Genomic DNA, 22471 nt, shown 5'->3' on the forward strand with positions numbered 1-22471 from the left:
CGAAAAGGAGACTATTGATGAGCAAGCTTACTTACGACTACGCCTCGATTGAACAGGCCGTGCAGTCGATGATCGAGTTCGTTTCGAGGCTGCGGTCTAACCTGCAAGAACTCGAAGGCATCCTCAACAAGCTCCAAGGAGTCTGGGAAGCCGAAGCGCAAATCGCATACCAGGAAGCCCAGGTCGCCTGGAACGAAGCCACCGAAACCATCGCGCAGGTGACCGAGAAGGTCCACCAGGCTGTGGCCGACGCAGAGGCGAGCATGAAGAGCACCGACAGCGCCAACGCGGCTCTGTTCTAAGCACAAACCGACTCCCTCGGAGTCGACTCCTTTGCTTACGCATTCGGGTTCCCTCGCCGGTCGCGAGGGGACCCATCGCCGTTTAGACCCAAGAGATTTACCCGCACTCGTGGCTCATCGTCCCAGAGCCGATCTCTCTTTCCCTCCAAGACCGAGCGTGGCCCTTATGAAAGCGCTTCCTGCGCCCCAAGCGCGCCACGGGAGACAGAGAGCGACCAACGACCTACCATTCCATAATGGACACGCAGTGGCACCTTTTGTACTTTCTGTTTTCCCTAGCACCCTCCAAGGAGTCTTGTCTTGAGTGACTGGGTTGACCTCGAGGAGATGGCCCTCATTGGAGGCTAGCTCTTTGCAGCGATCACCCTCACTGATTCCGACTCGCGACCGGAAACACCCATCCCGGTCCCCTAAACCCGCACAGCCCCACGAACACCATCGTAAAGGGACTCGCCATGGCTAACAAAGTAGACGCCGACCTCGAACAGATGCGTAACGCCGCCGACGAAACCGACAACGTCATATCCGAGCTTCGCAAGGATTCACAAAGCATCGACGTGGGGCTTTTCAACCTCGCCCAGAACTTCGAGGGCGACGCTGCGGACAACCTGATGGGCTTCCGAAACAGCTTTGCGATGGAGGCGGGAATGGTTCAGGCGCGGCTCGGGGACATCGTGATGGCGTTGCGCCAGAACATCGCCAACTATAGCGAGACCGACTCGGCCAACGCGGAGGGAATCACAGGAGCCAGTGGCGGCAGCGGGTCGCTGGCCGACGCCTTGCGCGACGGGGGCGCGGCTCGCGAAGGCGGAGGCTTCCACTCGCGGGGAGAAGTCGGAGGCGGAATCGATAGCCCAGGAGCCGCCCGGCCCGACGGCGAGGGCTTCCTCTCTCGAGCGGAAGCCAACAACGAGGCTCCAAGACGCGGCGCGGAGCCAGAAGAGGTCACCGAATGGTGGGACAACCTCTCCGAGGAGCAACAACAACACATCCTGGAGAACCGCCCCGAGAACATCGCGGAGCTTGACGGCATCCCCTTCGATGTCCGAAACGAGGCCAACACGGCACTGTTGGAATCCGAGCTGTCCGACATAGACACAAGGTTGTCCGATATTCGTTCCCAAATGGACGCGATGCAACCGCCAGAGGGCCAGATGGACGCCGCCCGCTACCGAGAGCTCGCCCAAGAGGGCCGCGAGTTGACCCAACGACAAGACGCGTTGGAGAACCTCCAATCGAAACTGGACTCCAGTACTCAATTGACCGATCAACCACATCTATTGCTGGCTTTCGATACTGAGGCTGACAACGTCATCATGTCCGTCGGAGATCCCGGCACGTCCGCATATATCGCCACATACGTACCGGGCACCGGAATGTCCATGTTGGACACCGATCGCTTTAATACCGAGCTGGGACGCTCCCGCAGCCTGGTGGACAGCGCCGAGCTGGAATACGGGGTAGGTAACGACACCGCAGTAATCATGTACGCCAACTTCGAAAACCCTCAGACCGTTTTCGATATCACCAACGTGACAGGTGGCTTTACGGGAGAGGCTGGCGAAGCCCACTACGTGACCAACGGAGCCGAGGGTCTGGCCACCTTTACCGAGGGCCTGGCATCAACCAGCGACTACCAGTCCCATACTGCGATCGGCCACTCCGCCGGAGGGGCCGCAGTCGGCACTGCGGCAGCCCTGGACAATTTTCAGGCCGACAATCTCATTTATGTCGGCTCCGCCGGAGCTGGCGACGGCGTCTACAATGCATCGGACCTGTCAGTGGACAACGTTTTCTCCACCGCCGCGCCTTCTGACTTCATAAACGTGCCCGGTCTTGGTTCAATCGGTGAAACTCACGTTCATGGCGGCAACGTCGTCAACCCGTCTTTTGGGGCCGATTTTTTCGGCAGCGATAACCGAGGAAATCGCTTTCAGATGGGCGAAAACCACCGCGGATACTTCGACTTCTCCCCCGACGGCGCCGATGGTGATCACAACCGAGGACTGGAAGGAATGACCGGAGTCATGGTCCACAACGATCCGCGCCATCCTGGTTCCAACTAAGGACCCCAGTTCCGATGCGACATTCGACAGAGCCCGGGGGCTCCCAATGATCAACCCGATCTCCGCGCAGCTGCGCCGAACTGACTACGACGCCTTTGCCATGGCCGAGGAAACTATCTCCGACGTGATCGCCCTCCTTTCGAATTTTGTGGGATTCCAGCGGCGGATGTGGATAGCGCACCCATGCGCTCACGACGGCCAGGTAAAACCCGACTCCGTCCATGCCGAAGTGACGTATGTGTTCGGCCCGGACGACTCGGCCTCTCCTGTTACCCGCAAGACATATGTGGAGATCCTTCGGCAAGCCTTGGCCACTGACGGACGCACCCTGTTTCGCGACGAGGCCACCAACCAAGGAACTCACCATTCGCTGGAAGCCACAACCGCCGAAGGCCTCAACCTGTACTACCGGGTCGCGCACTACGTTTACGTGCGAGTCCATTCCGGATGTGTCGTGCGTACCGACAGGCTCCCCAACCTTCCAGCCCTCGGCGGAGTAACACTCGACAACGACAAGGCACAGGCACTTATTCATCCCGACCGTTAAACCGTGATCGGGTAGCCGCCCGGTCCCCGCTCTCGCTAAGCCCCACGAGCACGACCTCGAAGGACCCACCATGGCCAACAAAGTTGACACCGACCTCGAACAGATGCGCAGCGCCGCCGACGAAACCGACCAGGTCCTAGCCGAAATACGTACTGACTCCCAAAGTGTCGATTCGACGCTATTCAACCTCATGCAGACCTTCAAAGGCCAGACCGCCGACGACCTCTCCGCCTTCCGCTTCACCTTCAGCATAGAATCAGCCCTCATCACAGGCCGTCTCAATGACATCGCCATGGCACTACGCCACAACATCCGAAATTACGGAGAAACCGACCAGGCCAACGCCCAAGGCATCACCGGCGCCAGCGGCGGCAGCGGCTCGCTAGCCGAGTCCTTGCGCGGTCCTGATGGGGCGGCCCGGCCCGACGGAAATGGTTTCCTATCGCAAGCTGAGGCCAACAACGAGGCACCGCCTGGCGGTGCCTCACCACAGGAAGTCGCCGACTGGTGGGACAGCCTCTCCGAAGATCAGCAACAACACATCCTGGAGAATAGCCCCGAAAACGTCGCCGATGTCAACGGCGTGCCCGCATCGGCGCGCGACATCGCCAACCGTGCGATTCTGGACGATAAGCTCACTCAGAACGCCATTGACTTGGAGGCGGTCAACCTCGACATTGCACAGCAGGACGAGGGGACCTTCCTCAATCCGAACCGGGAATTGGACGCGCTGATCGTGAAACGGGAGCAGCTGCAAAGCGAACTGGTGCGCATGGATAACTTGAAAAGCGAGATCGCAGAGCCCTACCTGGGCCTCGACCACCTCCTGCTTGGATTTGACGAATCCTCTGAATCGGGACGTCCCATTGTCTTCCTAGGCGATCCCGGCACCTCCGACCATCTGTCGGTTCACGTCACCGGCACGGACTCGAATCTTGATCCCGACAGCTTCAATGAGCTGATGGACCGTACCCGCAATCTGGCGGAAGACGCCATCAATGATAGTGGCGACAGTGTCGCAGTGGCGCTGTGGTTCGACTACGACGCGCCCCAGGGCATATCCAACGCGATCTCAGAACAACCAGCCTCAGAAGGTGCTCCCGGCCTGACCGCGTTCAGCGACGGGATGCGGGCGACCTCAGGATCGGACAGTGTCTCGTACCTGGGACACTCGTACGGAAGTACGATCATCGGCCATGCTGCCGCTTCTAGCGACGGCCTAAACACCGACCGGATTATGCTCATCGGTTCGCCGGGAGCCGGGGCCATACATGCCAGCGAATTCGGAATCGGGGCGGAGAACGTGTATGCCACCACCGCTTCCGGGGACATCATCGGATGGGCAGGCCTGCCTGGCGACAACGACGTCTTGGTTCATGGAACCGACCCGGTCCATGAAAACTTCGGGGCCCACGTCCTCGAGTCAGACAACCGGACAGGCGACGCAAAGAGTAAGGGAAACCACTCCGGATACTACGATCCCGGCAATCAATTCCGCGAAAACTCTTCCAATGTCATCACGGACAACGTGGGCAACTGAAAGTAGCCTCATTGGCCCGCCCGAAGGAGCTAAATGACTGACATCATTCACCCACCAAGGGAATTCGACCAGGAAGCTGCCTATCTGAGGGCCGAGACCGCGATCGGGCAGACCATCGCCGCGCTTCCAGAATTCCCAGGCTTTGCCACCCGAAACTGGCGCACAGCCCCTTGTTCACACGGAAACGAGGCAGAAGACACCGGCTTCGTCCAGGTTGAGGTGCTTTACACTTTCTCGCCCGTTTGGTCGGCCGAACCGCTAGTGCGCCAGACATATCTGTCGTCACTGCGTCAGAACTGGATGCCGCCTGAGTGGGAACTGCACCGTGATGAGGCGGGAGTGAACGGTATCCACTCGCTGGAGGCCATCCGCAAGGACGGAGTGAACCTCTACTATCGAGTGGCAAAGCTTGTAACTCTGCATGGACAGACAGGATGTGTAGAGCGAGCTGACGTGCCTTCGCTGGTCGCACCGCTTGGTGGTGTGGAAACCGAAAACGATTACGCACCCGACCATCTCCGGCGCCTCGCACGGCGAGCAGAGGCAGTTAGCTCAAAGCGCTAAAGGATCGGGCCCGCGCTTCGCGCGGGCCCTTAACACGTCTATTCCGGATCCATCGTTTATACCCGTTTGGCCAGGTATTGCCCTCGAAGGAGTCCTACTCCTCCGGCGGCAACCAGGCCATCTGTACCAACTGTGTGGCTTTGCGAGTGATGAACATGCCGCGGCCGGGCGGGTAGAGTCCAGCCTTAGTCAGCAGGTCGCCCTCTGAGCGAGGCACCGATCCCTGGAAGCCGGGCGTTCCTAGGTTCTTCATTCCGCCTATGAATCCGTCAAACAGCGACTTCGCCGCGCCACCACTACGGCGGGTGACGACGATGTGAAGTCCGATGTCACGTCCCTGCGGAATGAACTCCACCAATGGGGTCAGGGGGTTGTCGAAGCCGGAGGCGACGAGGTCGTAGTCGTCGATGATAATGAACATCTCCGGGCCCGACCACCAGCTACGCTCCCGCAGCTGCTGGGGTGTCACGTTGTCGGGAGGGAGCCGCTCACGCGAGACCTCCGTAACTGCCGACACCACCTCTTTGACGTGGCTCGCTGTCGAGCAGTGTTTTACCAGCTGCCGCGAGTTGACCGCGCCAAGCAGGGAGCGCCGGTAGTCGATGAGGATGAACTTCGCCTCCCGCTCCCCGGTGCGAGCTTGCACCGACGTCACGAGCTGGCGCAGGAAGGAGCTCTTGCCCGTCTCGGTGTCGGAGAACATCATAAAGTGCGGCTCGTTCGCGAAGTCTACATAGACCGGTTCGAGGTCGGCCTCGGCCAACCCCACTGGAATCCGCCACTTGTCCCGCTTGCCTTGGTACTCCTCCACGGGCAGGTCGGCGTATGCCAGTTCGTCGGGCAGCAGCCGCACTTTCGGCGCCGAGGCTTTCTTCCATCCGCCCTTAACCTTGGCGACCACGTCCTTGACCCCTTCAAGGAGGCTCTCAGGATCACTGTCGGAATCCACCCGCGGCAGCGCCGCCAAATACTGCAACTCGTCGGGGGTGACCCCGCGCCCGGGCTGACCGGCATTGACCAGTTTGGCCACTTCCCGTTTGACATAGGAGTCAAATGGATCGCCGACCTTTAGTTCCAGTTTGGAGCCAAAGAGTTCCTTAATCTGGACCTTGATTTCCGGCCATCGGGAGGCGGCTGCCAAGACGTGGATGCCGTAGGCAAGTCCACGCTGGACTATGTGCGCTATGACGGAGTGGACCGGATCGAACTCGTCGCGCAAAACCGACCAGCCGTCAACAACGAGAAAGACGTCTCCATAGGGGTCGTCGGTGACTGTGCCGTCGGCACGCATCTTGCGGTAGGTCGCCATCGAATCGATGCCCAGCTCAGAGAAGCGGCGTTCACGAGCCTCTAGGACGTTGACGACCTCGGCGACCGTACGCCGCACCTGGTCGGCGTCCAGGCGCTGGTAGACGCCGCCGACATGCGGTAGCTCTCGCAGGCTCGACAGGGCACCGCCGCCAAAGTCAAGGCAATAGAACTGAGCTTCCTCAGGCGTGTGGGTAAGGGCGAGGCTGGTGATGATGGTACGCAGCAGAGTGGATTTTCCTGACCGGGAGCCACCTGCGATAGCAAGGTTTCCGGCCGAACCGGTGAAGTCAATCCAATGGACGTCGCGCCGCTGCTCAAACGGCTTGTCCACGATGGCTACCGGGACACGGAGTTTGCCCCACAGTTCGGGCGAGTTGGCCATGTATCCACGCTTGTCGACCACTTCCAACGGCGGGAGAAGCTCGTCCATAGTGGGTGATTCATTGAGCGGGTCGAGCCACACCTGGTGGGCGGGCATTCCCTTGCCCTCCATTTTGCCCACCAGCAGGTCCAGCAAGGTCTCGGTGTCGGCTTCGTCGTCATCAGAGTCGTCCTCTGAGGGCTTGGGTTTGGGTTTGACGAAGTTGGAGGTGTAGGTCATGACCGGGTCGGAGTCGTCCGATTCGAGAACGAGCGGCCCGCTGGATCGCTTATAGGGCCCCGAAACATAGGAGGCCCGGAAGCGTTGCATGTCGTCCCCGGCAAAGGACAGATAGCCGTGACCGGGTTCCGAAGGCAGGTTGAAAGCGTCGGGCACTCCCAGCACGGTGCGAGACTCGGCGGCGGAGAAGGTTCGTAGCCCCACCCGATAGGAAAGGTGGTCTTGCAGGCCTCGCAATTTGGACTCTTCAAGTCGCTGGCTGGCCAGCAAGAGATGCACGCCCAGGGACCGGCCGACTCGTCCGATCTGGCCAAACATCTCGATGAAGTCTGGCTTGGCTTCGAGTAGTTCGGAGAATTCGTCGCAGATGATCAACAGAGTTGGCAAGGGTTCTAGGTCCTTGCCGGAGTTGCGGGCCTTCTCGTAGTCCTTCAGCGAGGCATAGTTGCCCGCTGAGCGCAGCAGCTCTTGGCGGCGGCGGGTCTCTCCAGCGATCGCGTCTTTCATGCGGTCGACGAGGACCAGCTCGTCGGAGAGGTTGGTGATGACCGCGGACGTGTGCGGAAGTTTGTCCAGTTTGGTGAACGTGGCACCGCCTTTGAAGTCCACGAGCACAAAGTTGAGGTATTCCGGGGAGTGGACGGCGGCTAGCGCCAAGGTCATGGTGCGTAGAACTTCGGATTTTCCGGAGCCAGTGGCACCAATGAGGAGGCCGTGGGGACCCATCCCGTTTTGGGCGGCTTCTTTGAAGTCCAGTTCGACGGGCAGCCCGGAAGGATCGACGCCAATGGGAACCCGCAGCATGTTGCGTTCAGACCGTTTACGCCAAGCATGGTCGGGGTCGTAACGCAAGGCATCGCCGATGGCGAGCAACTCGCAGAATCCGGGAGTGGCGCGGGAAGAGTCGTCGTCGACATCGGCGGTGTCCGCGGTTCCGCCAGAGAGTCGCACGGGCGCAAGCTCACGGGAAAGGGTTTCGGCTTCAGGCACCGACAGAGTGTCGGCGTTACCGATGTGGCCGGTGAGTTCGGCGCTGGTGAGGCGAAGAGTGCCATCCTCATTGAGGTCAATGACAGCCTCGCCGGGGTCGAGTACTGCCGGGGGCGTGTCGCCCAGAGTCAACATGGTGACGCCCTGAAGGTCGCCCGGCCCAGTGAACTGGCTGTCGCCGGAGTCTCCAGCCTTATCGGTGATGACCAGGAAGTGCGGGCCCTCAAACGGGGAGGCGTCGGGATTAAAGCGGGGCCGAGGTTCGAGTAGATCGTGCGCACGTTTGTCTATTTCGGAATAGGAGTTCCCAAACAGGCGGACCGCGCCCAAGGCGTCGGTGCGGTCGGGGTGAAGGTTATGAGGCAGCCACTTGACCCACTCCCAGGCAATGCGAGTGCGCTTATTGGCGACAACGCCGATCAGGAGGTCGTCGGGAGTGTGCCAGGTGGCGGCTTGAGCCAGGATCGCGCGGGCCAGTGACTTCTGTTGCTCATGGTCGCCATAGAAGTAGATGCGGCTATATCCGCGCAGATCCACGGCGATGGGGAGACCTTTGACGATGCCATACGTTTCGACGAACTTACGCAGCGCCAGCGCGCAGCCCGGTTCTAGGTCTGCCACGGGTTTGCTGGCCGGTAGCTTGAGTGGGGTGGCCAGTTCTTGTTCACCGGTGCCGATGCGCACGGTGGCGAAGTCGTCGTCTCCGGAGCGTCGTTCCCATAGTCGTGGTCCACTCACCACGGTCCACAGCGAGGAGGGATCGGGGTGGGTGTGGGTCATGTGGGCGTGTTGTTTGGTGGCGTTGTCTCGCACTTCTTGCCGGTGGCGGGAGAGAGTGCGCAGATATTTGCGCCTGAGGGCAAGCTGTTCGCGTTTGGAGCCGCCTTTTCCAGACCGGGAGATGGTCATGAGGACCATGGCGAGCATGCCGACCATGAAGACGGCGCCGACGATGATGCGCAGCGTGACGCGCGTGGAGTCGCCTCCGGTCGAGGTGAAGGCGAACATCATCATCATGCCGCCCACGCCCGCCATCATGGGGATGACCATGACGGCTCGCGACCAGTCTTTTCCGGTTGCGTCGGGAAGCTCGGGCGGCTCCTGTAGCTCGAGTTCGCCCTCGGGAAGGGCAGGTGGGCTTAGCCGGGGACGCCGCTTGAAAACTCGCAGGCCCAAAGTATCCTCCCGGGTTGGTCCGTGTGGGGTACGCGAACGCGATTCATCATCGGCACACGCTGGGGTGTGGATGATTCGGGCACTGTGGTGCCCCTCGCCTTGTGGAGTGTCCGCTCGCGTCAACGTCGCCTTTCGAACCGCTTTGAGCCGCGACCTGAAAGAGCTTTCTTGACGAACCCTTCTATCGTAGAGGCCAAGGCAAATTTTCCTCACCTGGCGATCTCTGTCAGCCCGGGAGCATATCCCCTGCTCACGTGCTGCTTCCTCCCCTGACGTGGCACTCGGGCAGCTAGGGGGAGAAAAACAGTTTGCCGCCAACTTGTAATACCGTCGGCAAAACTGTCCATAATGTTGCGACACCCACCCGTTAGGACACCATGGTTTCCAGGCGCGATCAGCTACTGAGCTATCAATTCACCATGCAAAGGGTCATCTCCGCCCTGGTGTACCGGCGTACCGATTCCCACTCCTCCCCCTTCCGCAAAGCCGGTGGCGCTTACATGGCTGGCGCGGCCCTAACCGTCCTTGTCCTCGGCATCACCACCCTCATCGGCTGGTTCGGCGGCGGTGGATCCACCAGTTGGCAAGAAGGCGGCACTGTCGTGGTGGAGAAGGAAACCGGAGCCGTATACGTGGTCTTGCAATACGGCGAGAATGACTTCGTTCTCCACCCGGCAGTCAACTACACCTCCGCAGTACTGGCCGCTGGTTCCAACAACACCACCAGCGTTAAAGCCAGTTCCTTTGTCGACATTGAGCGCGGAACCCCCATCGGTATCTACGGCGCTCCGGAATTCCTCGTCGAGGACGAACAACTCCTTGAAGGCGCCTGGTCAGCCTGCTCCACCGAAGTTCCGACCGCCCGCGCCAGCAGCATCGACACCTTCGTGTACGTCTCCGAAACTCCCACCGGCACCAACCTGGGAGAAACCTCGACGCTGGTGATCACCGAAGAAGACAACGTCTATTTGCTGTGGAACGGCTACCGCCACCACATCCCCAACCCCGAAACAGTGCTCGACGTCTTGCTAGTTGGTTCCGAACCGCGCCCCACCACCGAAGCTTTCCTGCAAAGCATTCCCTCCGGAGTGCCAGTACAGATGCCATGGGTGCCCGACATCGGCGACGAAAGCCCCATCGATGAGGTGCCGGTTGGCCAAGTCCTCGTCCGCTCCACTCAAGCCGGGGACGACCAGCACTTCGTTGTCATGAGCGACGGGGTCGCCGAAGTCACCACCTGGCAAGCCGAGCTGCTGCTCAATAACTCCGATATTCGCGACGACGCCTACGTCGGGGAAACCCCACAGGTCATCGCCTATCCACCCGGAGCGCCAACCGACTCCTCCTCACGCACCCTCATCCCCGGCACCGAGAACGCTCCCGGCGTGGATACCGAACGAATCCCGCCCGTGGCCAACGCCGACACCGACACTGTGTGCGCCAGTTACAGTTCCGGCTCCTCGGTACCCACCATCTCCGTAGACAACAACGTCGACGTGGAGGCGGGAATGCCAACTCGGGCCCAGACTGCGGCGAACACGGCTCTGGCCGACCGGATCATCGTGCCACCTGGGCAAGCGGCCGTCGTCCGAGTCGCCATCACTCCAGAGGCCGGGATGGGGGCGCTCTATTTGGTGACCGATGTGGGGGAGGCCTACCCGATCGCGCATCCCGACGTCGCCGCGACCTTGGGCTACACCAACCCGTCGAGTTTTGTCGCCATGCCCGCCGGACTGGTTGGTCTCATCCCGGTAGGGCCAAACCTTGACCCGAGCCAGGCCCGCCAACCGGCCGCGCTGGGCGGCTGAGGGTCATGAGCTCACGAAAGCCGAAATTCGCTCGACTCGCGCTGGTGGTTGCGCTGGCAGCGGGTTTGACGGTGGCGTTGCCGCAGCCAGCGCAGGCCGCCAATTGCCGCAATAACGCCGCGACCGGGGTCAGTGCCGAAAGCATTCCCGCCGAGATTCCTTGGAATCAGGCGCTGCTGGGAGCTGACCGGGCGTGGCCGCATGTCAACGGCTCGACCGTGACCGTCGCGTTGTTGGATACCGGGGTGGACGCGAGTCATCCGCAGTTGGCCGATCGCATCGAGGATGGAGCGAACTACGTTACCGATGACTCACTCGGTCTCCGTGGGGGCGGCAATGAGCCGGGCAACTTCGATTGTGAGGGGACGGGAACGTCGAATGCGGGCATCATCGCTGCCCGTACTTCCGATCTCAGCGCGGTTTCCGGCATCGCGGGGAACAAGGCTCGTGTCTTGCCGCTGCGGGTGGATACGATTCGTGGCGACGCCGACGGTGACGTGAGCGATCTGAGGCCCGACGATTTTTCCCCCGACGACTTCGCCGCCGCGCTGCGCTTCGCGGCGGCCCAGGGCGCGGAGGTCATCAGTGTCTCGATGCAGTACCGGGGGGACTATCCTGCTATTGAGAACGCCATTAACGAGGTGTTGGGCCAGGACATTGTGGTCATCGCGGCGGCAGGGGATGCGGGAAACGAATGGGAGTTCACCTATCCGGCGGCTTATGACGGGGTGGTTGCGGTGGGGGCGGTCGACCGAGGCATGGTCCGCGACCCACAATCCTCTACCGGGCACTGGATCGACCTCATGGCTCCGGGTAGTGACTTGGTGGCACTTCATCGGGCGCAGACGTGGCGGGCCAACCATGAGGGCTCGGCAGCGGCGGCAGCCCACGTGGCGGCCGCAGCGGCCCTATTGCGTTCGCAAAATTCCGACTGGAGCGCGCAAGAGGTGACCGAACAGCTCTTCAAGACCGCGGCCGGGGCGCCGGGCGGGCGCTATAGCCCGCAATATGGGCACGGCATCGTGGACCCGTACCGGGCAGTGACCAATCAGGTACATCCTGAGCGCGACAGGATCGAACTGCCGCAGATGGAACACCCGGTTCCGCATCCTGACGAGGTGGCTAGGGGACAGTTCCTCAGCCGCACCGGGGCCATAGCAGTGGCGGCCACGACGTCGATGATTATGGGCGGGGTGGCCCTCATGGTGGCGGTGGCGGCGATCAAGCGGGCCAACCGCCGCCGATGGGCGGCTCAGCGCCATCGGCCGAAGCTCAAAGAGGTGCAGGATAACCCGGCCACGGCCCGACTCTTCGACAACCTCTGGAAAGACCCAGGCTAAACCCGCTGTGAACCTGCCTCAATCAGAAGACAGTCTGGTTGACGGTGCTGAGGTCGCACGGCTTCAAGTGGACGTGGCGGAGCATAATGACATATGGACGGTGATGAACTTTTCATTCGGGGATTCGCGGTGGCGCTGATGGTCCTGCCATCCCTCTTCGCCGCGATCATGTGGATAAAGCACCGCAAGTGGATACGGGTGGTGGCGACCGTCCAGTCGTTGCGGAAACGAAAGAACCCTCAGGGCAGCCCGGACACTGTCGTTCACTACAAGTACACCGATCTCCATGGTCGCAACCACCGGGGTAGCTCCACTGGTTTTTTCCTGAAACCGAAGATCGGCGCAGAGACGCGGGTGATGTACCACCCAGAGGACCCCGGCGTGAGTGATCCCGCCTCCACCCAAGATCGCATTCTCTTCCTGGGCATAATCGTGGCCATGTTCGCCGCTGGCCTCTTCTTCCTCCTTATGCCCATGCGTATGGTCTAGGCTCCTCAATTTTGGTTCTTCGCCGAGGCAACGGGTAGGTGTTCGACTCAGGGCTGGAGACGTTGCCAGTTCCACTCCCGCGTCTGGTCGGTCGGCCGGTTGAAACGCAGACGCCGATGCATCCGGTCGGGACTGCCGTACCAGAACTCGACACTGTGCGGCACCAAGCGATACGCCACCCATGTCTCCGGGCGCGCAATCGGCCGGCCGCTCTCGATCAATGCCGAAACCCGCTTGCGCATCGCCTCCTCGTCATCCAGCGGCGCGCTCTGATGCGACACGGCCGCCGCAGCCTGCGCGGCCCGCGGCCGAGCCGCAAAATACTCATCGCATACGGAATCACTCAGCACCTCGACCTTGCCCGCAGCCGTAAGCTGCTGCAACGTCTCGCGCCAGAAGAATGTCAGCGAGGCCCACGGGTTGGCCTCCAGCTCACGCCCCTTGCGGCTGTTGGTCGAACTGTTGAAGATGAGGCCCCGCTCATCGACCTCCTTGATCATGAGCGTGCGCGTCGATGGATGCCCCTCGGCATCGACTGTCGCCAACGTCGCAGCGCGCGGCTCGCGCACCGACCGCTCATCGGCGATCGTCAACCATTTCCGCACCAGGGCCAACGGTGCTACCGGCGGGTGGTCGAACTCCGGTAGCTCCAGCGAGGTGTCTCCAGTCAGCGTCGGACGCCCCTGGCTCACTTACCCTCCTCAACCGGCACGTCGGCGTCCGGGTGCGGCTCCATGAAGTCATAGTCCAGCACGTAACGCATCGTGCCCTCGTCATTGGTGATCCGGAAGGTGCCGGTGATGTTTTGCAAGCCGTCGAGACCGGAGTCGGGCACTATGACCGCGTCAATGGTCTCGACATCGCGATTGACAATGCCGCGCTGCAGGCAGGCGAAAGAGCCCTTGTGCCCATCGATAGTGCCGTCAAAAACCTCCACCGCGACATATCCTGCGGAACCGGGCAACTGGGTGACCGTCTCCACCGTCAACACGGAGCTCTTTCCCTCTATGTCGCCCTTCCACACCTTGTTGACATCGCCTTGAATCACGCGAACCGTGATGAGGTCGACCTGCGGAATCGACTTCTTCTCGAAGGTGTAGGTGCCGGTTGCCTGTGGCATGGAGTCTCCTTAATGCGGTTGCGCCCAGCTTATCCACCAGGTTCCAGCTCGACATCGGCCACGGCGAACCTGCCGATGCGCCCTGCGCTCACTGGCGAGAAAAAGAAGTCGGCCCGAACCTCACACGGTGACACACACGAGGTTCGGGCCGGCATATCGGCACATCAGTCAGTGTGCCGACCTGCGGGTGAGGTTGACTCCACCTACGACAGTGAAGTCAGATTAAGGTCTAGCGTGCTGTGTTGCAGGTGGAAATCCACCACGTCAGAAAGCGGGTCGTTCGTGGTCAAGGTCGGGTGATTGGTGACCAGAGCCAAACCGATGCGATGCCCGTCGGGAATGATCACATCGCGTGGTTCCAGCTGGAAGTTCATCGCATATGTCTGGCCGGGTACCAGCGGCTGCTGGGCCGACAGCGACTCATAGTTTTTCCCATCGGCACCGTTATAGGTGATGAACTCGGCGTTTCCCGCCGGATCATAGGAGACCAACACCGCGCTGAGGGCCGTGGAGGAAGTCGACGACGTGAAAGTCAGGTCGACCTCCACAATCCCTGATAGATGCTGCGGTCCTTGGACCGGTTCGCTGAGGAACACCCGACGATTGTCACGGATTTCGGCCGGGTTGGAGACGATCTGCGCCTCAGTCGACACACTGCCGGAAACCGTGTGTGTGCCGGTGGCCGAGGGTTCGATGCCGAGGGTGCCCACCCCGTCCGCGCCCTCACCTAGGTAGAAGGTGATGTCCTCACCGGCCGGGTTCGGCCAATTGTCGTATGGATCCGATTGATTGCCACGGTCGACAATGACGTCCGGCTCATCCAAAATTCCATTGTCGATGCCTTTGAGGAAGTGGTCGAACCAGGCGTGGACCAGCTCTCGCCCAGCGGCGGACCCGGTCGGGTCGACGTGCGCGCCCGGGTGCAACCACAGCTTTTGTTCCACGTCGTGCTGGGCCAATTCTTCCCACCAACGGCCAGTGTGTGTGGTGTTGACGTTGAAGTCAGATTGGCCATGCACGTGCAAGACTCCGGCGTGGACCTGATGGGCGGTGTTGAGATAGTCCCGCTCGGCCCAGAAATCGTTGTAGTCGTAGGTGACATCATCGGCGTCTTCGACCATGTGGTCCCACAGGCCTTGACAGGCCTGTCGAGCTTCGGGGTTCGCCACATAGTTGGCCAACCACTTGACGTAGCCGGAGTCCCAGCCGCGTAGACCAATGCCTTCGGCGCGGGTGTAGTCATACCAGCTGGAGATCGCGGCGACCGGCACGATCGCCTTGACCTCGTCGATCCCGGTGGCGGCCACGGCGTTGGGCAACGTTCCGTTGTAGGAGGTTCCGATCATGCCGACCGACGGTTCGGCCCAATCGGCAACGGCCTCGCTGCCATCGGCATAGGTGGCGCTCGTGCGACCGGCTAGCCAGTCCACGACAGCCACTATGCTTTCGGTGTCCTCTACGCCACCGGTCGTCGGGCAGCCGTCGGACTGCGCCGTGCCCTGCATTTCCGGTTCGATGTAGGCGTAGCCTCGGGGGACGAAATAGTCATGGAACCAGCCAGAGAAATGGCGTGGGTCCATATTGGGGTCTATGGGGATGTTGTATTCGCTAGCCATCGCGATTTGCGCCGTGCTCAGGTCGTAGTACGGGCTCGGCTGCGCGATGACGGGGACTTCGAGTCCCTGCTCGGTTGCCGCGGGACGGACTATTTCCACCGCGATGCGGTCCAGTTGTCCGTCACCATCGGAATCCATGCTGGACTCCACAAACACGGTCTCGTAAATAGCGTCATCCATCGAGTGAGTAGGCTCGCTGGCGAGGTTCTCCGGGTTTGGCTGCTCGTGCGGCTGTGCCAGCGCGTTGGCTGTCCAACCGGTGACAACAAGAGAACCTGCGAGCGCGGCCGCCAGCAGGCTCCGAGACTTCCGGGGTGTCATTGAGTTCCTCCAAGTGGGTCGGGGTTCCCACTAGATTCCGCTGCGAAGAATTGACAGATGTCTCTTCTTTCATCTGTACGATATCGGCTCAAACTCGGTCAGCCCACATTCTTGGTTCGGCTTTAATTCACTGAATGCGGTTCTCGTCACCATGGCCGCACTATCCGTATACGTCACTGTGAACTCGCCTGCCACGCTAGGAGCATGACGGCGAACGGCCCGAACCTCGCGCTAGCGGCGCATGAGGTTCGGGCCGTTACTTCGACGCCAAGTGCGGCGCCGACCTGCGGGTGAGGTGAGTGAAGCCCTCAGGCTTCACGGGGAATAAAGACGTGAGGCGGCCTCAGGCCGCTAGCTTGATTCTAGCCCACCGGTGGAGGCCGAATATGGCCCGCACGGCTTTCCTAAAGGGAGGTCAAGGGGTGAGGTTGGGAAGATACCGCTTTCTTGGTCCGCATAGGTCCGCATTCCCGCGAATAATCGCGCTGGTGTTCGATTGCCGCTTGTTGGACGAGACATGTGCGACTGACGCCGCGACTAGTAGCTATCTGAAAGGCGACGAATGGGTAGCCAAGTGGCCTGGACTCCGGTACTTGTTATTGATAGCCCCCTATAAGCGGAGCCCTCACATGTCATTGATGCACCAGGCAACTACCTGTATTAGAGCCGACTGTGAGTCTGTGCGAAATGTCGCGGCCCGCGTTGAGGCATCAAAGAATTCCGTAGATGAGGTCATCCTCCGGTTTCAGAGACTCGGTGCCGTGTCTCAAGCTTCAGCGGCCGTGCGGATCGGCGAGGGACTTCATGAAGTCCTGCGCACGCTCACCACCATTTCCTCTGATTTGGAAGCTCTCGAAAAGCGGGCACACGCGTTGATCGACCATGGAATCACCAGATCTACCTCAGGATCGGTCCCACTTCCCAGGTCGCCTCTGTTTGCGCGTGGTGCCGCCAGAAGAGGCAATTCCAGTGGCAAAGTCGAGAAGCAACGGAGTCTTCGGCGCCAGAGTGAATCGGCCAATGTGCTCTCCACTGCTGGTTACGACGTTGATCAGAGTCCACCGACCAACCCGGCTGGGAAGAACCCTGACTTCAATATTGAAGGACGTGACTGGGACTGCTATGCCCCTTCGAGCGGAAAATTGGCCACCATCCGCCGGAAAATTCGGACGAAAGTGAAGACGGAGCAAGCGGACTCGATCATAGTCAACCTGAGCGACAGCGAGGTCTCCTCGTTGGAGCTACAGCAAAAATTGCGGCAAGATCCTGTCACCGGGCTTCGTGAAGTCAAAGCCATTGAAAACGGTCGCGTCGTTGACCTCGACATCACATCGAACAAGGAATCATAATGGCTCTACCTGCCTACTACCTCGAATACGCGACGTCGGTATCGGCGCGGGAGGCCATCGAGTTTTTCGCGGGCCGGCTAGGCGCGGACATTGTCGATGAGGGCGACCACGAGCCCGATCGTGCGTTGGAGGAGACAGCGCTTCGGTGCGTGCGCGGCGATCTTAGTGTCTATGCCTATGAGGACCCGCCGCAGGAGTTCAGCGACTATATCGTGGCGTTGGGCCTCGATATTGAAAAGATCCTCGTGGTGTCGTTCGATCCGGAAAAGCAGCTGACCCGCAGCCGGTCCCACCTGGCCATGGACGCAGAGATTGTCGACGCGGTCAAGCACTTTGTCACTGCCAACGAAGGCACCGGCTATTTCACAATGGACTTCACGTTCATGTTGGGTGACTTCACCGGCGATCGACCGGCCTTCGATGTTTCCCTTATGGAGAGAAGTGATTTCAACGCCGAGGGCGACTTCGATTCGATCTTGTCCGACGTCGAGGTGCGGCCACTGGAGAAATTGGAATGAGTCGCCTTGGGCGAGGATATCCCCGCTCCCGCAACACGCACGTGACGCCGTGCGCGCTTTGGGACTTGGAAGAACTCTACAGCGCTCCTCCGCGACCGGCGTCAAGGACAGATGCAGCGGCCTGTCACCCAGACGAAAAACGACCGCGTCGGACAAGGGAACGATATGGGCCAGTACCGCGCTGAGCGCTGTTGAGGCAGTGGTGGTGCTGAACCACACCTCAGATTCACCGTCGAGCCCATTCTCGGCATATCGTCCGGGAGTCCAGCAATCTTTTCGCCCCAAGCGCGTCATATGTCCCCTATTCCCGCGTCTAGTAAGTGTCCGATGCGTTTACATCGTCTACGTCTTCCACGCGGGAGTGATTGCCATGCAAAGCAGTAGGGACCTGCCCGGGATCGCGGGTCATCATCCTGATCGGGCCAAGGAGTACTGCACGACGTGCTCCGAAGGCAAGAACAAGTGCCCGTGGCCGTGTCCGACCGCTTTGGGGCAGCATGCCAATCGCAAGAGCCAGCGTTCGGGGTAAAACGGTGGCACGCGAGGGCGCCCTTTCGATGCCCCGGTGCTCGCCTCATCGACACTGATCTCATAACAGTGTGGCCACCACGGAAACTGTGGCGGCCACACTGTCTATATTCATTGTCCCGCAGGACTGTGCTCGTTTAGCGCGATTCCGGTTAAGAGACCGGGGTCAGGTGCAGGTTCAACACGCTGTCGCCCAAGTGGAAGTCCACGACATCCGAGAGCGGGTCATGCGTGGTCATGGTCGGGTGGTTCGTGACCAAGGCCAGGCCGATCCGGTTGCCGTCGGGGATGATGACGTCGCGCGGCTCCAGCGGAATATTCATCGTGTATTCCTGGCCGGGAACCAGTGCCTCCTCGGCCCACAGCGATTCATGATTCTTAGCGTCAGCACCAGCGTGGGTGATGAACGTGACCAGACCTTCGCCTGGGTAGTAGTGCACCAGCACTGCTGAGAGCGCCGTCGAACTACTGGAGGAGGTGAAGGTGAGGTCCAGGTCAACAATGCCTGACAGGTGCTGGTCGCCCTCGACCGGATCGGTCAAGAACACGGCGCGTTCGTCAATCTGCGTACCCGGATCGACCACGATCGTGTCGTAGTCGGGCACATCACCGCTGACAGTGTGTACGCCCGTGGACGAGTCGTCACCACTGAGAGTTCCAAAGCCATCGGCGTCCTCTCCCAAGTAGAGCTGCTGGTGCTCTCCGTTGGGGTTCGGCCAGTCCTCATAGAAATCGGCGGTGTCGGCGTCACGAGTGACTATCACGCTCGGTGCCTCGGCAACACCGTTGTCAACGCCTTTGAGGTAGTGGTCAAACCAGGAGTGGTACAGCGCGCGCCCTTCCAACGCCCACGGGCTGGCCGCGTTCGTGGTGGGGTCGGCGTGCGCCCCGGGGAATAGCCACATCGACTGGTCGACGTCGTGCTCCCCCAGAGCTTCCCACCAACGTCCAGTATGGGTGGTCTTAACGTTGTGGTCGTTTTGACCGTGCACGTGCAATACGGCGGCGTGAACCTGGTCGGCGTCGGTGGTGTAGTCACGCTCGGCCCAGAAGTCGTTGTAGTCGAACGTGACGTCGTCGGCGTCTAGGTCCATTTGCTTCCACAGATCGCGGCAGACCTCACGGGCGTTCTCGTTGGCGACGAACTCAGCCAGGTAGCTGACGTATTCGTCATCCCACCACCGCAGGCCAATGCCTTCGGCGCGGGTGTAGTCGTACCAACTGGAGATCGCGGCGATCGGAATGATGGCCTTGACTTCCTCGATGCCAGTGGCGGCCACGGCGTTGGGCAGCGTGCCGTTATAGGACGTACCGAGCATGCCCACGGACGGCTCGGCCCAGTCAGCGACAGCTTCGGTGCCGTCCTCGTAGGTGGCGGTCGTACGCCCGGCCAGCCAGTCGACCACGGCGGTGATGCTCTGGGTGTCCTCGACCCCTCCGGTGGTGGGGCAACCGTCCGATTGGGCGGTCCCCTGCATTTCCGGTTCGATGTAGGCGTAACCGTGCTCCACAAAATGGGTGTACTTCCAGTCCATGAAGTGGCGTGGCACGGTGTTGGGGTCGATGGGGATCTGTCGCCCGTCCTCTCCCTGGGAGAAAAGCTCCGGGATCGGAATGAGGTCGTAATAGGGGCTCGGCTGCGCGATGACCGGCACCTTAACGCCCTCATCGGTGGCGGGGCGAACGATTTCGACGGCGATCTTGTCCAGTTCACCGTCTCCGTCGGAGTCGAAGTCGCTTTGGACCCAGACCGTCTCCCAAACCGCGTCGTCGAGGTCGTACTCGGCTTCGGGAATGGGGTCAAGGAAGTCGAACGGCGCTTCGGGAGTTTCTTGGGTATTGGGGTCGGCGGCTGCGGTTGCCGCCCAACCCGTGATGGCGACGGCTCCGGCCAGGGAGGCGGCCAGAAGCCTTCGGGGTTTCCGGGGATTCATGTATTCCTCCAAGTGGGTTGGGGTTCCCACGAGATCTCATGTGAAGTATCGACATATGTCGCTCCGTTCCCCGAACCGTAGCCGAATTGTCCTTTGTGGTTCAAGAAGAAATTAGAACAAATCAGTGAATAACGTTGTGACTCTTCACATTCAGCACTTGATTGACTTCACAAGATCAATGCATTATGGCGTATCGGAGGGCGAAAAACGTCGCTGTGAACTGCCGCCAGGACTCCAGAGCAAGCCCAGTGATCCCTGTACAGGGCGCTACTTCGACTGGGGATCTTCATACCTTTCACAGGCCATCGAATGCCTGCTACGCCCGAGCGCCGAGGGTGGCTAGCGCGTCGCGTCTTCACCTCAGCGATGAGCCCGCTGCGTGGCCTGAGCACGGCCCGAGGGCCGCCATGGTCGTGGCGGCCCTCGGCATCGATACCCGCTATGTGAATACCGAGCTTCCGAGGTCTAGGCGGGAGTCAAGTGCAAGTTGAGCGCACTAGCTCCCAAATGGAAGTCGACTGTTCGCGAGTTCGAGTCGAATGTGGTCAGTGTGGGGTGGTTCATCACCAAGACGACGCCTATCCGGTGGCCGTCGGGGATGATGACATCGCGCGGTTGCAGCTCGAAGTTCATCTCATAGGTTGCGCCAGGTGTGAGCGCCTGCTGATTCCACAACGACTGGTAGTTCTTTCCATCGGCGCCATTGCGGGTGATGAACGTGGCGTTTCCGGCTGGATCGTATGACACCAGCACTGCCCCCAGCGCCGCCGAGGAGGTGGCCGAGGAGAACGTCACATCAATGTCCACAATGCCCGAAAGCTGCTGCGCGCCTCGCATCGGTTCGCTCAGGAAGACCCTTCGGTCGTTGCGCAGCTGCGTCGGGTTCGACAGCATCGTGCTCTCGTTTGGCGGGTTGGCGGTCACTCGATGCGTACCCCACGACGACGGGTTGGTCGACAACGTTCCCACACCCCGAGCGTCTTCGCCCAGGTAGTAGGTGACGTCGCTACCGGCCGGATTGGGCCAATGGTCGTAGTGGTCGGTTCCCGAGGCGCGATCGACGATCACGTCTGGTCCATCAAGGACGCCATTGTCAATACCTTTCAGGAAGTGGTCAAACCAGTTGTGCACCAGCTGCCGGTATGGCCCGGTGTTCGGCGGCTCGGAGTGCGCGCCTGGGTGCAGGTACAGCTTCTGGTCCACATCGTGCTGGGCCAGCGCCTCCCACCAGCGTCCGGTGTGGGTGGTCTTCACGTTGTGGTCGTTCTGGCCGTGGACGTGGAGTACTGCGGCTTGGACTTGGTCGGCGTCTGTGCGGTAGTTGCGTTCGTCCCAGAAGCGGTTGTAGTCGTGTGTGGCGTCGTCGGCGTCGGCGACCATTTGGTTCCACACGTCCTGGCACAGACTGCGGGCTCGTGGGTTGGCGACGAAGTCGGCCAAATAGCGTACGTATGCCCGGTCCCAGCCACGTAGACCGACGCCTTCGGCGCGGGTGTAGTCGTACCAGCTGGAGATGGCGACGACCGGGACGATCGCTTTGACTTCTTCGATGCCGGTGGCGGCCACGGCGTTGGGCAGCGTGCCGTTATAGGAGCCGCCGATCATGCCCACGGCTGGCTCGGCCCAGTCGGCGACGGCTTCGGTGCCGTCGGCGTAGGTGGCGGTGGTGCGCCCGGCTAGCCAGTCGACCACGGCGGTGACGCTTTGGGTGTCCTCGACTCCACCGGTGGTGGGGCAGCCTTCGGAGCTGGCCGTACCTTGCATTTCTGGTTCGATGTAGGCGTATCCGCGTGGTACGAAGTAGTTTCCGTACCAGCTGGAGAAGTGCCGAGGCTCGAATCCGTCGGCTAGGGGTATGTGGAAGTCGCTCTGTGCGCTCATGGAGCTGGAGCTGAGGTTGTAGTAAGGGCTGGGTTGGGCGATGACGGGAACTTTCGCGCCGTGGTCAGTTTCGGCCGGGCGCATGATGGCCACACCGATGCGGTCGGGTCGCCCGTCGCCATCGGAGTCCATGTCGGATTGGACGTATACGAATTCGGTGATGGCGTTGTCGATGTCGTAGGTCGGCTCGATGTCTGCGACATCATCGAAGGGGGTTGGTTCTGGAGTGGTTTCGGCGTTGGCGGCCACTGCGGAAGAGGCGATGATGATCGGGCCCGCCAGCGCGGCGGCTAGGAGGCGTTTGAGATTCCGGGGTTTCATGTGTTCCTCCATGTGGGTCGGGGTATCCCACGGGATTCTTATCGAAGAATCGACATGCGTCGTTCCTTGAGAAACACGATACCGAGGTTGGTAAGCGCCATACCAGCGTTGATGCGGGGGCACAATTCACTGAATACCGCCTGGGTGCT

At 60.8% G+C, this 22471-nt stretch carries 16 protein-coding genes; 10 read left to right on the top strand and 6 right to left on the bottom strand.

Going from position 1 to position 22471, the window contains the following annotated elements:
- Positions 1-17: 17 nt before the first annotated feature.
- The 5 genes from JQS30_RS13990 (at position 18) to JQS30_RS14010 (ending at position 5019) form a co-directional block, all read left to right on the top strand.
- Positions 18-302, top strand: a complete 285-nt coding sequence (locus tag JQS30_RS13990; RefSeq protein WP_213170857.1) for a WXG100 family type VII secretion target — start codon at positions 18-20, stop codon at positions 300-302.
- A gap of 455 nt (positions 303-757) precedes the next feature.
- Entirely contained in the window at positions 758-2368 is a 1611-nt protein-coding gene (locus tag JQS30_RS13995) for an alpha/beta hydrolase (RefSeq protein ID WP_213170858.1), read from the top strand.
- 46 nt (positions 2369-2414) lie between these two features.
- Positions 2415-2915: a hypothetical protein gene (locus JQS30_RS14000; RefSeq protein ID WP_213170859.1), complete on the top strand. Its 501-nt coding sequence runs from the start codon at positions 2415-2417 to the stop codon at positions 2913-2915.
- 70 nt (positions 2916-2985) lie between these two features.
- Positions 2986-4455 carry an alpha/beta hydrolase gene (locus tag JQS30_RS14005; RefSeq protein ID WP_213170860.1) on the top strand — a complete coding sequence of 490 codons (1470 nt, stop codon included), beginning with the start codon at positions 2986-2988 and terminating at the stop codon, positions 4453-4455.
- Between the two features lie 33 nt (positions 4456-4488).
- Entirely contained in the window at positions 4489-5019 is a 531-nt protein-coding gene (locus tag JQS30_RS14010; RefSeq protein ID WP_213170861.1) for a hypothetical protein, read from the top strand.
- A 94-nt stretch (positions 5020-5113) separates the two neighbouring features.
- On the opposite strand, the gene eccCa is transcribed toward JQS30_RS14010, so the two are convergent.
- Positions 5114-9097 carry a type VII secretion protein EccCa gene (gene eccCa, locus JQS30_RS14015; protein WP_213173093.1) on the bottom strand — a complete coding sequence of 1328 codons (3984 nt, stop codon included), beginning with the start codon at positions 9095-9097 and terminating at the stop codon, positions 5114-5116.
- Between the two features lie 377 nt (positions 9098-9474).
- Here eccCa and eccB point away from each other — a divergent pair, with 377 nt between their 5' ends.
- From eccB to JQS30_RS14030, 3 genes are all read left to right on the top strand, one after another.
- Entirely contained in the window at positions 9475-10905 is a 1431-nt protein-coding gene (gene eccB, locus JQS30_RS14020) for a type VII secretion protein EccB (protein ID WP_213170862.1), read from the top strand.
- 5 nt (positions 10906-10910) lie between these two features.
- Positions 10911-12245, top strand: a complete 1335-nt coding sequence (locus JQS30_RS14025) for a S8 family serine peptidase (RefSeq protein WP_213170863.1) — start codon at positions 10911-10913, stop codon at positions 12243-12245.
- Between the two features lie 93 nt (positions 12246-12338).
- The gene (locus JQS30_RS14030; protein WP_213170864.1) at positions 12339-12734 is read left to right on the top strand and encodes a DUF3592 domain-containing protein; all 396 of its coding nucleotides are present in this window, start codon (positions 12339-12341) and stop codon (positions 12732-12734) included.
- Between the two features lie 47 nt (positions 12735-12781).
- On the opposite strand, the gene phzG is transcribed toward JQS30_RS14030, so the two are convergent.
- The 3 genes from phzG to JQS30_RS14045 all read right to left on the bottom strand — a co-directional run bounded on the left by phzG (position 12782) and on the right by JQS30_RS14045 (position 15791).
- Positions 12782-13426, bottom strand: coding sequence for a phenazine biosynthesis FMN-dependent oxidase PhzG (phzG, locus tag JQS30_RS14035; protein WP_213170865.1), 645 nt, complete (start codon positions 13424-13426; stop codon positions 12782-12784).
- Complete coding sequence (locus JQS30_RS14040; protein ID WP_213170866.1) at positions 13423-13854, bottom strand: DUF3224 domain-containing protein; 432 nt, start codon at positions 13852-13854, stop codon at positions 13423-13425. The genes phzG and JQS30_RS14040 overlap by 4 nt, the downstream gene beginning before the upstream one ends.
- A 203-nt stretch (positions 13855-14057) precedes the next feature.
- The gene (locus JQS30_RS14045; RefSeq protein WP_213170867.1) at positions 14058-15791 is read right to left on the bottom strand and encodes a CocE/NonD family hydrolase; all 1734 of its coding nucleotides are present in this window, start codon (positions 15789-15791) and stop codon (positions 14058-14060) included.
- A 761-nt stretch (positions 15792-16552) separates the two neighbouring features.
- Here JQS30_RS14045 and JQS30_RS14050 point away from each other — a divergent pair.
- Positions 16553-17140 (top strand): CdiA C-terminal domain-containing protein, encoded by a 588-nt coding sequence (locus JQS30_RS14050; RefSeq protein ID WP_213170868.1) that lies wholly within the window; start codon positions 16553-16555, stop codon positions 17138-17140.
- On the top strand, positions 17140-17658 hold the full coding sequence (locus JQS30_RS14055; RefSeq protein ID WP_213170869.1) for a hypothetical protein: 519 nt from the start codon (positions 17140-17142) through the stop codon (positions 17656-17658). Before JQS30_RS14050 ends, JQS30_RS14055 begins: the two co-directional genes overlap by 1 nt.
- Before the next feature lie 680 nt (positions 17659-18338).
- On the opposite strand, the gene JQS30_RS14060 is transcribed toward JQS30_RS14055, so the two are convergent.
- Both JQS30_RS14060 and JQS30_RS14065 read right to left on the bottom strand, forming a co-directional pair.
- Positions 18339-20120, bottom strand: coding sequence for a CocE/NonD family hydrolase (locus JQS30_RS14060; protein WP_213170870.1), 1782 nt, complete (start codon positions 20118-20120; stop codon positions 18339-18341).
- Between the two features lie 465 nt (positions 20121-20585).
- Positions 20586-22322: a CocE/NonD family hydrolase gene (locus JQS30_RS14065; RefSeq protein ID WP_213170871.1), complete on the bottom strand. Its 1737-nt coding sequence runs from the start codon at positions 22320-22322 to the stop codon at positions 20586-20588.
- Positions 22323-22471 lie beyond the last annotated feature (149 nt).

This window comes from Natronoglycomyces albus, assembly GCF_016925535.1.
GTDB classification, from domain to species: domain Bacteria; phylum Actinomycetota; class Actinomycetes; order Mycobacteriales; family Micromonosporaceae; genus Natronoglycomyces; species Natronoglycomyces albus.